11 protein-coding genes are annotated in these 13437 nt (G+C 43.3%); 6 read left to right on the top strand and 5 right to left on the bottom strand.

The features are described 5' to 3' along the window. The first annotated feature begins 402 nt into the window (after positions 1-402). On the top strand, positions 403-2247 hold the full coding sequence (locus G3R49_RS01975) for a hypothetical protein (protein WP_167868496.1): 1845 nt from the start codon (positions 403-405) through the stop codon (positions 2245-2247). A 50-nt stretch (positions 2248-2297) separates the two neighbouring features. Beyond that, the gene (locus G3R49_RS01970) at positions 2298-3746 is read left to right on the top strand and encodes an OmpA family protein (RefSeq protein ID WP_167868495.1); all 1449 of its coding nucleotides are present in this window, start codon (positions 2298-2300) and stop codon (positions 3744-3746) included. A gap of 93 nt (positions 3747-3839) precedes the next feature. On the opposite strand, the gene pyrC is transcribed toward G3R49_RS01970, so the two are convergent. Next, positions 3840-4874 (bottom strand): dihydroorotase, encoded by a 1035-nt coding sequence (gene pyrC / locus G3R49_RS01965; RefSeq protein ID WP_167868494.1) that lies wholly within the window; start codon positions 4872-4874, stop codon positions 3840-3842. A gap of 272 nt (positions 4875-5146) precedes the next feature. Between pyrC and G3R49_RS01960 the strand changes: the two genes are divergently transcribed. Next, positions 5147-6205, top strand: a complete 1059-nt coding sequence (locus tag G3R49_RS01960) for a sorbosone dehydrogenase family protein (RefSeq protein WP_210147105.1) — start codon at positions 5147-5149, stop codon at positions 6203-6205. 184 nt (positions 6206-6389) lie between these two features. On the opposite strand, the gene G3R49_RS01955 is transcribed toward G3R49_RS01960, so the two are convergent. Both G3R49_RS01955 and G3R49_RS01950 read right to left on the bottom strand, forming a co-directional pair. After that, entirely contained in the window at positions 6390-6917 is a 528-nt protein-coding gene (locus G3R49_RS01955; RefSeq protein ID WP_130598756.1) for a hypothetical protein, read from the bottom strand. 15 nt (positions 6918-6932) lie between these two features. Continuing rightward, complete coding sequence (locus G3R49_RS01950; protein ID WP_167868492.1) at positions 6933-8153, bottom strand: serine protease; 1221 nt, start codon at positions 8151-8153, stop codon at positions 6933-6935. A gap of 428 nt (positions 8154-8581) precedes the next feature. On the opposite strand from G3R49_RS01950, the gene G3R49_RS01945 reads away from it, so the two are divergent. After that, positions 8582-9241 (top strand): Bax inhibitor-1 family protein, encoded by a 660-nt coding sequence (locus tag G3R49_RS01945; protein ID WP_167868491.1) that lies wholly within the window; start codon positions 8582-8584, stop codon positions 9239-9241. Positions 9242-9307: 66 nt separating this feature from the next. Here the strand turns inward: G3R49_RS01945 and G3R49_RS01940 are convergent, their stop codons facing one another. After that, the gene (locus tag G3R49_RS01940; RefSeq protein ID WP_167868490.1) at positions 9308-10054 is read right to left on the bottom strand and encodes an MBL fold metallo-hydrolase; all 747 of its coding nucleotides are present in this window, start codon (positions 10052-10054) and stop codon (positions 9308-9310) included. Between the two features lie 296 nt (positions 10055-10350). Here G3R49_RS01940 and G3R49_RS01935 point away from each other — a divergent pair, with 296 nt between their 5' ends. Together G3R49_RS01935 and G3R49_RS01930 are read left to right on the top strand one after the other, a co-directional pair. Continuing rightward, positions 10351-10626, top strand: coding sequence for a hypothetical protein (locus G3R49_RS01935; protein WP_130598762.1), 276 nt, complete (start codon positions 10351-10353; stop codon positions 10624-10626). Positions 10627-10920: 294 nt separating this feature from the next. Continuing rightward, positions 10921-11211, top strand: coding sequence for a hypothetical protein (locus tag G3R49_RS01930; RefSeq protein ID WP_130598764.1), 291 nt, complete (start codon positions 10921-10923; stop codon positions 11209-11211). Between the two features lie 85 nt (positions 11212-11296). On the opposite strand, the gene G3R49_RS01925 is transcribed toward G3R49_RS01930, so the two are convergent. After that, the gene (locus G3R49_RS01925; RefSeq protein ID WP_167868489.1) at positions 11297-13201 is read right to left on the bottom strand and encodes a hypothetical protein; all 1905 of its coding nucleotides are present in this window, start codon (positions 13199-13201) and stop codon (positions 11297-11299) included. Positions 13202-13437 lie beyond the last annotated feature (236 nt).

Here is a 13437-nt window from a genome sequence, read left to right as displayed (position 1 = left end):
CAAGAGAATAATAACACCCTATCAGGGTAAGACCTTTAAAAAACTTAGGTATAATAAGGGGTTTAGGACTTAAGAGTTTTTATTACAAATTAATTAAAATTTACAAAACACCATACCATTAGCGGTTAATTTTAAATAAAAACAAAAAACCTAGCACTTTATAATTACAATAAAAATAAAAGAAAGCGCTTTCAAAAAAAAGAAATGAAAACATCAAGTAATACTAAAAGATAGGAGAAGAAAACCAATTGACACCAAATTAGATAAACAAAAAACAGGCAACAAACTAGACGCAAGCAACACGACAAAACAATTAAAAACAAAGTTAACCTTAATCATCTAGAAGACATATAAAACTTGTGTTTTAATAGCCACTTCTTTTATTGCCAGTAAGGACACACAGTGCAATCACACCATTTTATTTCTAATAAACTTCCTAAAAAAACAGTTGTCGCATCATTACTTTCAATTTATTTGCTCAGTGGCTGTGGTGGTTCATCAAATACGGACAAACCTGATGAAGACACGCAACCAGATAATCCTCCAGTTACAACAACCTATGACCATCAAGTGAGTGGGGTTGTGGCTTATCATCAATTGGTAAGTGGTGCTGATGTCTGTGTTGATTTAAACCAAAACCAACTTTGTGATACCGACGAGCCTACTTCCGTAACGGACGTTGAGGGTAAATATCAAATCGATTGGACAAGTGAGGTTGAAGCACCGAAGTACATGCTTGTCGCCAGCTGGGCTCAAGCAGCACCAGTGAGTATTTCACCAACTAAACTGGAAATTAACGCGGCGCCAACCAAACCAAATGCTGCTAACAAGCCAACATTTGAAGCTGTCGTAAACAATGACGGACAAGCCAAACTGATGGCAAGACAGGCTCACCAAGGTGAAATTAACTACCTCACCCACCTTGAAGTTCGCCGCTTGCTTGAAATGATAGCTCAAGACTTACCTGAAGCAGAGGTTGAGCTATTACTAAGCAAACTAGAAACCATTCTAAAAGGCTTACTTGAAGAAGCTGAAGCTAACCCTTATCTGTTTACGAACGAAGAATATCTTCAAAAAAAAATCGTCATCATTGAACGACTCCTTGGCTATTTAGAACTAGTGCTAGCAGATATAGCCTTTGAAGCACTAAAGCTTGAAGAACTGTTGTTGCACATCCACCAGCAAGCGAAAACACTCATTGAGGGCTCAAGTTTATCGATTGAAGACTACCTAGCGAGCGACCCACTTGAATTTAGCTTTCTCATCAACAACTCCTTGACCATGCTTGGGCATATTGAAAACCCATTCGATGATCGCATTATGAGCGCGAATGATTGGCAAATCGTTGAAGCTAACTTCTTTAGCGACGATGAAGGCTTGAGTAACTTAATAACCTTAAACTTGACCCCAAGTGTAGTTTTTGTTGGTGTTAGTGACGATACCAACAAGCAACTACTCGGCACCTTATCGACTGACGGGTTCAACCACCACATATTTGATTACGCGCAAGAGCCTGGATCTGAGGTTGGCGAAGAGCAAATACGGGAATGTTGGAACCATACTGAACTGAGTTGGGAGCAAATCGATGGCATCACGCCGACAGAGCCCATTGCACCTTATATCTATGTCGATAATTCGCTCACAACGCAATTTATGGTGTCAGATGCACACATGACGTTTACCTTTACTAAGGTAGATACTCAGTCTGATTTTTGGGAGTCAATCATCGCTGCGACACCAGCACCACTAGCATTGGCTGACATTAGCTGGCCGGGCGTCATGTATACCTTTGATGCAGTGCAAGATAAAGACGTAATGTGCCGCATAAAAGATGACTACGAGACTTATGAGCTGAGCAGTGCAATCGACGAGATAGAGCAGCTTAGCACCAGTATTGTGGCAAGGAGTTTATTTCCAAATGAAGACCCTCTTGAGCTGCAGATCAACGAGGCTGAAAAAACCTTCTACCACCCACTAGAAGGCCAAACTAATCGCTGGACATTACTGCAAGGTCCCAACGGAACTGACATTATTGAAATTGACGACGCGTCTCACCTTCCTGGTTTAGAGCCCTACTCTCTCAAAGAATATTACACGGTTAGGCTAGACGGTGTGCCTAGGCAATTAGAGCACATCGAATTACATACAACGGATTTTTGGGCGAACGCCTACCCACAGTTTGTTTATACCTATGACAACAGCGAGGGCTTTAGCCAAGCCCTGTTTGAACACTTCAAAAACCTTTAACCCACAAAGCGCCCATCACTGATGGGCGCATTTTTTAAACGGATTTAGCTATGACTCTTATGCGTAAATTAACGCTAACATTTACAAGTATCGCTTTGCTTAGCACTCCAAGTATTGCCGCCGAGGTAGAAGCCGTACTGTTTGAGCCGCCAGCAAAGGTAAAAGACACCACATCCCTTATCAGAAACTATTCGCCGTATCAGCTAATTACAGCAACAGAACCTAAAATCACCGCGAAAGAGGTCAAAGGTAAACTTACCCGCATTAGCTATGATTTAAGCCCTGAGAATACCCCGCAAAATATGCTTAATAATTATCTACAACACATTAAGCAATTAAATGGCGAACTCATTTTTAGCTGCAGTGGCGAAGCCTGCGGCAAAGAGTCAAAACTCAAGCAGTTTATTAAAGCGCCAAGCGATACTTCATCAAGAAATCCCCAAGTTGCTACCGCATTAATTAAGCTTGATAACAAGACACTATATACTTCTATTTACGCAGCTAATTGGAAACGAGAAACCACAGTTACTGTCGATACCATTGAGCTGATTGATGAACCACTGGACCTTATCAAATTAGACAATGACTATTTACAAGCAGAAGTCAGTGAAATTGCTGTGAAGGATCGTAGCAACAAAGATGAGCGCGGCAGTCAAGACCATCCTATGCTATCTCGTATGCCTGGTGCATATATTGCGGACTACAAACAGTTCCAATTTGGTCAAACAAAACTCATTACAGGTAAGAAAAACAAAAAATTTATCACCCAAGCATTTGAAGGCAAAGTCACTGACATTAACTACAACCTACCAAGGTCGTACTCAGAATATGAAGTCGACGCCAACTACAAAGCTGCGCTCGGCAAACTTGGTTTTAAACTGGTTTATCAATGTGTTGCTAGAGAATGTGGTAACGACACCCAATTCCAACAACGCGTAGATGCACTTGCAAATATCGGCATGGAAGATAGCCAGCATTACGGCTTATATCAGCTACAAAGGCCAACCGGTACAGTGCATGTAATGACCTATACTCTGGGTTACATTGGTGGCCTTTATAGTGAAGTACGAATAGTGGAAGAGACCGCACTGAACGATCAGCGAGTTACCATCGACTTGGACGGGTTAACCGATAAAATCGCCCAAACAGGTCATGTCGCGTTAGATGGCTTATTATTTGAGTTCGACAGCGACAAGCTGTTGCCTGAAGCCTTGCCTGTCGTTGAGGTGGTCGCAACTTACTTAAAGCAAAACCCTAAGCTGCGTTTTTATGTAGTGGGTCATACTGACGATCAAGGCAAGCAGCACTACAACAAAACCTTGTCTGAAAAGCGTGCCAAAGCGGTTGAAAAACGATTAATCGAGCAACATCAAATTGCTAAAGCGCAAATCGAGGCCATAGGGTTAGGTGAGTACGCACCAGTCGCAAGTAACATGAATGACGCGGGTAAGAAACAAAACCGCCGTGTAGAGCTGGTGTTAAGGTCTGACGCGAAATAATCAAGCGAAACAAGATTACCAAGCGCTCTCAAACAAAAAAGCCAGCAACTATGCTGGCTTTCTAATTTCCACTAAACGGTTAGTGTTTCAAGCTTAGGCTTTTACCTTCCACTTAACCGTTTCACCGGCAAAGAAAGGCACAATTGGGTTACCGTTTGGCAAAATGATTTGCTCTGGTACCACCCAGTCTTGTTTCACAAGCGTAACTGTACCTGTGTTACGAGGCAGGCCGTAGAAGTCTGCACCGTGATGGCTGGCAAAACCTTCTAACTTATCTAGCACGCCCAAATCATCAAATACTTGCGCATAAAGCTCTAGGGCAGACCAAGCACTGTAGCAACCAGCGCAGCCACAAGCTGACTCTTTACGGTGTTTCTCATGCGGTGCAGAATCTGTACCTAGGAAGAATTTCTTCGAGCCAGTCGCAACCGCTTTTTGCAATGCTTCTTGGTGAATGTTGCGCTTAAGCACTGGCAAGCAGAAGTTGTGTGGACGTACGCCACCAACTAATAAATCATTGCGGTTAAGCAACAAGTGCTGCGGCGTAATGGTAGCGGCAATATTGTCAGCAGCATCGGCCACAAACTCAGCAGCATCTTTAGTGGTAATGTGCTCAAACACGACTTTCAAGTTCGGCATCGCTTTCACAATGCGCGACATGTAACGATCGATAAATACCTTCTCGCGATCGAAGATATCAATGTGTGACTCAGTCACTTCACCGTGAATAAGCAGCAACATACCTTGCTCAGCCATGACTTCAAAGATTGGGAATAAAGCATCAAGCGCTTTGACCGCTGCATCTGAGTTGGTAGTTGCACCAGCTGGATATAATTTTGCAGCAACAACGCCAGCGGCTTTAGCATCAATGATGTCTTGCGCTGTGGTGTTATTGGTTAAGAATAGCGTCATTAATGGCTCAAACTCGCTACCTTGTGGGCGCGCAGCATTAATACGATCGCGGTAGTCAGATGCCATTTGAGCAGTGGTCACTGGTGGTACAAGGTTAGGCATAACAATCGCACGTTTAAATAGTCGCGCCGTTGCTGGAACCGTTTCACCTAGCATGTCGCCATCGCGAAAATGTAGGTGCCAATCATCTGGAGTGGTAATGGTCAATTGAGTCATTGTTTGCCCTTATTTGCTGCAACCGATAATTGGGGCGCTATTTTGCCTTAAAAGGCGCTAACTTAATAGTCGTTAAAGACGTTAAGTGACTTTGCTGTAGCAAAAAATACATCACGGTGATTGAGTTAAAAACACTTGCTCAACCAATAGAATTTTTGCCATGATGCCAACAGCTTACATCACGCTAGGACGCTGCTATGACTAATCGTAGGTTTTCAAACTCACTCTCTTTAAAATCACTTATCTTCGCGACTTCTGCTTTGGGTATTAGCATGCTTAGCGCAGCTAGCCATGCGCTACCGCTTGAAAAGATTAAGTTGCCACCTGGCTTTAGTATTTCACTGTATGCAGAAAACGTAGAAAACGCGCGGCAAATGGCCCTAGGCAATAAGGGGACGGTTTTTGTTGGTAGTCGCCGTGCAGGTAACGTGTATGCACTAATCGACACCAATCAAGACTTTAAAGCCGACAAGCAAATCCGGATCGCCAGCGATTTATTTATGCCATCAGGCCTTGCCTACCACCAAGGTGATTTATATGTCGCTGAGGTAGACAAAATCTGGCGCTATCGCGACATCGAAAACACTCTGCCAAGCATTCCCGCGCCTGAGCTGGTTTATAACAAACTACCTAATGATCGCCACCATGGATGGAAGAATATTAAATTTGGCCCCGATGGCCTGTTATATGTACCTGTGGGTGCACCTTGTAATGTGTGTGACGATCCACTGCCTTATTCATCGATTTTCAAGCTAGATGTCACCACTAAACAGGCCACCACTGTTGCGCAAGGTGTACGCAACAGCGTCGGTTTTGACTTCCACCCGCAAACTGGAGAGCTTTGGTTTACCGACAATGGTCGCGACATGATGGGCGATGATTTGCCTGATGATGAGTTAAATAGGGTGACAACGCAGGGGCAACATTTTGGCTTCCCTTATGTGCACAATGCTGACGTGAAAGACCCAGAGTTTTATGATGCTGCCAAAGCGAAACTAAATACTCCGCCTGAGCTAAATTTGGGCGCGCACGTTGCCGCGTTAGGAATGGAATTCTATTTGGGCAAGCAATTCCCTGCGCAGTACCAGGGCAGCATTTTTATCGCCCAGCATGGCTCGTGGAATCGCAGCAGTAAAGTGGGCTATCGGGTAATGCAAGTCACCTTAGATGGCAGCAAGGTAAAAGAATACAAGCCCTTTGCCACAGGCTGGCTACAAGGCGAACAAAGCTGGGGTCGACCTGTTGCCGTGCTAACGTTAAATGATGGCTCACTTCTAGTGTCAGATGATGCTGCCAATGTGGTTTATCGAATTAGCTATCAGGCCCCTTAACCTAAACTAGAGCAGCCTAAACTAGAGCTGCCTAAACACAGCATAACAAGGGCCTAGGTATCAGGCTAAAAAAAACCACTTTGACCATGTGCTATAGCGGCATCGATCCTGGCACAGGGGCAAAGTGGCTTAAATCATTACATACAGCGCGTAGCTCACTCTATTACAAAATGAGCGACGTCAGCTACTCACCAAAGTAATAGTCATACTCTTCAATCAATGACCTGACTTCGGGGTCAGCTTGTACCTGCTCAATAAATTGCTCAGCGGTGGTCATCACCCAAACTAGCTCATCACCATCTAGGCGATGTAAGTCTTCAGCTTGATACATGTTGGCTGCTTCGGTGAAGTTTTCACGATACTCAATTGCTGCTATCACTTGATTTTGCACCGTCAACTCATAAGTCAGTACAAAATCATTGTTGGTGACCACAGGTAAAATACCGAGCGAGCCACCGGCTAGAATTGCCGAGGTAAAACCTGCAGCAGAGCCACCAGCTGTGTTTTCAGTACGGTAACGCACAATTAAACGTATCGGCGTGCCAAAGTTTTCTTTATCAAGATTACTAAACACCTCAGACTGTTTTAGCTTGTCGTAAAGCTCGTCAGCTCCAATGTAACTGGTGTAATTTAATGGCGGTAAGGCAATCTTCTCAGCAACAGCATTAGCAGACATCAGAGTTAGTGCCGCAGCCATAATTAGTTTTTTCATTTGCTTGGCCCTCAATTATTGATAGCAGTTGAGTTGAACAACCGAGCCGAGCGCAGCTTGATTTGCAACCTCAATGTTGCCGTTTTTGTTGGCTTCAACCTTGCTGTAATTAACGCCGTGCTTGTCTAGGAATTTAGCTGCGTACTTAGCTTCAAGTGCAAAGTTAACATTTTGCGGCAGAACGCCCGCTTCAATCATCTTGGCTGAGTTTAGTGTGCTAACTGCAATACCTAATAATTCACCGCCCTCAGAAACAACAGGCCCGCCACTTGAGCCAGGCTGAATTGGCGCCGAGAACTGGAACTGCCCCATCGCACCTTTCAATGCCGTTTTTGAACTAATATTGCCTCGGGTTAGATTGGGCGATGCGGCGAGTAGGCCTTGTAGTGGATAACCTACATTGGTAACGGTTTCACCCAAATGAAACTTACCATCAATGCGAAAAGGCAAGTGCTGCTCTACCTGCTGGTGACTATCAATGACCGCCAAATCCAGCAATGCAGATTTAGCCGTAATACTCACTTGCTGCATTTCATCACCTAGTTTCATCTTGGTAACCAGACAGTTATCCAATACATGGGCAGCAGTGAGTAGCTGACCATTTTCATTGATATAAAATCCGGTACCTGTGCTTACCGGTTTTTCAAGATTTACTAAGTCATTGGCGTTCACATCAGCTAAAACGAGGTCGGCAGCAAACTTGGTTGCTGTTGGCTGCAGTTTGTTTAGCACGTCAACCAGAATCAATTGCGTCGCGCGCAAGCTCGCATTATAAAAAGCGGTGTTGCTTGAAATATTACCAATGGCATTGTCATACTCTTTCTCACCTTCACGGATCACCTTTTGATTGGCATCCAACACGCGGTATTTCATCGTCATTACCGCATCACCAGAATCAAAACTCCACTTAGGTTCCATGTCGATTAGTAAACCGACTTGAGTATCACTCTTAGGATCAAAAGCCAGCGCGTTTGGGAAGTAAGCTTTTACAGCAGCTTCAACGCCATTTTTTAAACCTTTGCCTGGCTCGACCCAAACGTTCCAATTGTCTAAATAAAAACGATGCTCAGTTGCAGATTTAGGCAGGTAGTAAGCAATTTGTGTGGTGTTTGGCACTTCCACACTCTTACTGACTTTGACGCCTTTTGGCAGTTTGTTGGCTTTAATTTTTGTGCTTTGACAGCCTGCTACAGTCAAGCTAACTGCCAGCATAATAATTGCTGCGGGTATTTTCATGTTGCTCCCTTAACATAATAAAGTCGGGGTCTACGCCCCTTTGCTGATTAAAGTGACCGCTTAATCAGTCTTCATCAACAAGCGCTATAGCTCTGGCTAAATAGCACTTACTAATTAACTTCCTCTTAGGATTCACGCCCAAGTTAACAAGCTGGCAACATACTAGCACTTACCTAGACAGACAAAAAGAGACCAAATGTAATCAACCATGGTTAACACACTGAATTAGTAACACTTTACCGAACAGCAACCTATAAATTAGTTTCAAAACCTTGAGCTGCAGCTAGGTTTATAAAATTAACCATAAATAAAGACTACATGTAATTGAGAGCCTCGGTGATTGAGATAGAATGTAATGTTAACTTATTAAAATTAAACAATTAATTTCTTAATCGCTAATATAGCGACACTGATACAAAGGGGTTTAAATGAATGACAGTGTTTGGGAGCGAGTATCTAGCAGCGCGCCTGAAGTCAATCCAGCAATTTATAATCTGATCATCGGCCTTACCCTATGCTGGGGATTTGGAGTTAACTGGTATATGGTTTCAACCATAGACCCAGCATTAATCGATAGCGTCAACCCGCTGTTGTTTCTCATTGGTTACTTTGCTTCATGTATGTTGGGGGTATATTTGTTCAATACTTCTGATAAGCCAATTGTCAGCTTTATCGGCTATAACCTGGTTGTGGTGCCGTTTGGGTTAATCGTTAACCTAGTCGTCAGTGAGTACAGCCAAGACATTGTAATTGAGGCAATTCGCGTTACCGGGCTCGTCACCATCGCCATGATGTGTTTGGGCACCTTGTTTCCGCAATTCTTCCAAAGAATTGAGGGCGTACTATTTATCGCACTGCTTTTAGTGGTGATCGTTGAGCTAATTGAAATCTTTATTTTTGGTATTCACCACGATTTTATCGACTGGATAGTGGTATTGATCTTTTGTGGTTATATTGGCCTTGATTGGGGACGAGCGAATCAAATTCCTAAAACTATCGATAACGCCATCGATAGCGCGGCAGCCTTATACATGGATATCATTAATCTATTCTTGCGGATTCTACGCATTCTTGGCCGCAAAGATTAGCGGCACAATATAAAAATGAGGGACGATGCCCTGTCAAACTAGGCTAGGGCCGCCTCAACAAGCAAATCAAGACTTAAACACTTTAGCCAATTTAGATTTGGTAGCTCGCCAATGAGTCGCTGGCATTGTGGGCGCCAGACTTACTAGGTGTAGATAATCCTCATGGGTAATTGCTACTTCTCCACCATGAGCCAAAATCACTTTGCTTGGTCGCAGCTGTTCTATTTTCTGCAGCGATTTTTTATAACGATTGGGGTAAAAAACTGGAAATGGTGGGATAAATTTATTCTTTACCTGCACAGCCAAATCGGCGACATACACGGTTTTAGTCGGCTGATGAAACAATGAAATGTCTCTGTCGGTATGGCCTTGAGTTTCAACTACCTGCCATTGTTCAAAGTCAGGGATCAAATCACCATCACTCAACAAGTAATCAGCCTGTAGGCGTGGCCAATACCAAATGTTTTTTCGTGGCTTTTTTAAACGGCTAGCTACCCATTTAGTCAGTAAAATATCACTAACGAACATGCACCAACCATCAAACCCACTGTACCAATTACCTGTGACATTAGCGGTGATAATTTTACAGCCATAACGTGCTTTTAGCTGATTTGCAGCACCTGCATGATCAGGATGCATATGGGTGACCACTACGGCTTTGAGATCGGATATTGGCCGCTGTAACTCAAGGGTGATGTAATCATGAATTCTGTCCACATCGGCTTTGCAACAACCATCTAGCAATAAAATCTTATCGTCGTACACCGCGAAATAAATAGATTGGATGTAACCTTGTATGTGCTTGAGCTGCATTAATTCATTATATTTTTTGATTATTCTAGCCAGTGTAACAAGCAAAGGTTGAAATTTGTACTAACAAAGTCTGCTTAAAATCCGTACTTTTGCCCCTAGTTAACAAGTGCCCAAACAGCAACAAACATATTCACAGCTAACTTTTAAGATAAACATCCAGCTAAATCTGCCCAAGCTTACACATTGTGAGTTTGGTCAATAAAGTCTCCGGCAAAACGCCATACAGTAATGTCTGTTACTCACAACGATTACTTACAAGAACTACTTATAACTAGCTGTATTCAAGGAAGTTAGCTATGCGCTGCCCACATTGCGATAAGGTGTTTCCCTTTTTCACCCTCGGGTTAAAAACAAAAGGACCACAAAAGTTATGCCCACACTGCAACAAAACCATGTTGCTCTACTTTAACTCTAAAGTGGCTGCACTTTGGTTTGCACTACTGTTTCCGCTACAAGTGTTCATCTTTAAACCCACTGTTATCGGCTGGGGCTACAACGGCACCTTATCAACAGGAATAGTCGCTGCTACCTGGCTGTACCTGTCACTTAGGCTTAAAAAGCCCGGTGAGTAAACACTTCGTTTAATCATCTTCATTGGGTTACACTTTGAAACACTAGCTAGCACAAAATACTACGCAAATTCATATGCATAGCAGTAACAACCATTATCCATCTAACGTGATCAAAATCACATTACCTTACACCGTATTGATTAATACTCGCTGTGAATTTTTTGGGTGAATGATGTTAATTGTTTGCATCACTTTCACTAGCTTTAATCAACTCCCCTGGATGCGATAAGCCTTAAAGGTCAAATACCAAAAACTAATGACCATTATAAATCGCAGTAGTTTCAAGGAATAACAATGAAAATAAAAGCACTTTCTACGGCATTATTATCTATGGTGCTAGCCACAGCTTGCCAATCAACTGACTCGCACCACACAACAATCGACAAGACCAAAATCGCGGCACTTGAGCTAGGTAAAGTAAACGCTGAAAAAGTTATCCAACTGGTGGGGCAACCAGCAAAGATTGCGATAAACCCAGACGACACTAAGGTATTTAAATACCACACAGCACCAAACCAAGAGTCTTACCTGATGTTTACCGAAGATGGCATGCTAGACAAAATCGTATTTGAAGAAGCCCACTAGCACTTGCCCGATGCGCAAAAAAAGGAGCACAAATTGTGCTCCTTTTTTAATTGGTAAACTTAAGCCCTATTAGCTAAGCAATTGACTATGCCGGTGTAGATGCTTGTTCGTCAGCTTCAGCCTCTTGACGTAATAAGGCTGCGGCTTCTTCCTCTTGCTTAGCAATGGCTAGCGGCTCATTACTTTGCATTGGGATTGCACGTGATTGCTCATTAATCTCATGGATTTGCGATGCATTACGTAGGTCGCGCTCGCTGGTGATGGCGGCAATTGACTCGCGGTCTTTAATAAAGCTCATCACATCATGACGTATGCTATCTAGTGATTGATCAGCCTTGTGCATTTCCATGATGTAACGTGGATGCTCTAGGTTTCTCATACCTGTTGCTGCAAAGGTGCTTGATACCGCTTCAGTGACTACCACCCAAGGCGTGATACTAGAGCGCACTAAAGTATTTTCCGAACGGGTTGAATCATGGATGCCCGTACCTGTCGAAATACGTGACTCAGTAAACGTGCCCTCTACTTTCATGTAAATTAGCTGGCTAACAAACTGCATTTCAGCGAAGAACAAGTGAGCCGCATTTGCCAGCATGTGAGCAAAAGCGCGCAGCAAAATACCCGCTAACACCAGATGAATAATCGTTCCTAGCATGCCGCTCAACATCGATACCTGCTCTGGCGATGATTGCTTAACAATCACCTCTAGCGGCACACCTTCAACCACGCGGTATAAATCTACCACGCTAAAGGCCAGCCACACAGTCAGAATTGACGCGCCAATAAATAGTAAGTTACCTAAGAGCAAGCTAAGCATGCGCATTGCACCAAAAGCAGCGCCTAAGTCCATTGGCTTAAATCTTGGCTGGATCTCTTGCAGCATTTCGCCACGGAAGTTGCCCTTTCCTTCAACTTGCTCATTTAGCTCAGGTTCAAGCCCTTGATATACGCGGTTAGGCACTTCTTTATAACGTCTATTTGCCATCACCAGATTATCAAGGTTAATGAAAATCTCGTTAGGGTGAATCGACTCTTGCCAGTTATCACGCAGTTCTGACACTTCAACTTTTGGATCAGATAAAGCCAGACGCTTAAAAATCATCACACTAATAAATACTGAGCTAACAATTGCACCAAGCAAAATAGCAGCAAAGTAAGCCCAGGCGTGAAAGTCTGGCAAGAACTGGATAATTTGCTCAAGATCTCTAATGCTGATGCGGTTCGCTTGCATTACATAAGCGATACTAGTGGCAATCACTACAGGGAAAATAATCGCACCAGCAATCACTTTAGTCAGCTCTTTGGTACCCATTGCAGGAATATTGCGATCCGCGCTGCGACCAATAGCTCTGCCGGCACTACGCCATACACTAATCAAGTATAGGGTTAATACAACTGAATAAATCGGGAAAGCAAACTCGCCTACCTCACCGGCAAAACCAGCTAAAGACACAAAAGCGGTCAATGCAAATGCTGCCAGTGCAACAATGGTTTTCACCCAAGCACCGAATAAACGCTGCGCCATGTTGCGCACCGGATAAGGCATAAAGGTTAAGCGCGGGAAAATAGTATGCACGAGACGAGCAAGAAACCCCTGAGGCTCCACAAAAGTCACGTTTTTTCGACCAACTAGCATTTCGATAAGGCGCTGCTTGCTATAAGCAACATAGCCAGCTTCATGCTCCGCCGTCGTTGACTCTGAGCGACTATAATTGCGAGCTAACGAGGTTGGGTGGTTACGACCGACAAAATAGCGCATCATTGCAATCACGCCGCCAGTGGTTACCTTTAAACCCGCGCCTAACAGCACTAAACCGAATAAAACTAAAATCCACCCAATTACCGCGCTTTCTTTAACAATAGCTGCGGCTTCAATAAGTAAATACACACCCAAAGCGGTGGTAAGCAACCCACGCAGAGAAGTCACTGCGCCTTCCTTTTTAAATGGGTTTTTCAACCCGAGATCAATCGATCCGTAATCAAATGCCATGCTGTAAAATACTCCACATAGGTAAATATTTTTAAACTATAAAATCACAAAAAATTCTATCGCAGTTACTGTTTCACAACAAAGAATTTATTTTATTTTCATAGTTTTATATCAAGATACAACTAAATTAGCTTAGCGCGATACTTAATAATCACTGTATATGTATTAAGAAATATCAAATTTGAGTGAAGCAAACAGCTGACACCAACGCGTTGGAAAACCGCAATTTAAATTAT

Origin of the sequence: Shewanella sp. WXL01 (assembly GCF_012263345.1) — a bacterium.
Lineage (GTDB): Bacteria > Pseudomonadota > Gammaproteobacteria > Enterobacterales > Shewanellaceae > Shewanella > Shewanella maritima.
The sequence above is the reverse complement of the archived record's forward strand: the minus strand, read 5'-3'. Positions and strand labels throughout refer to the sequence as shown.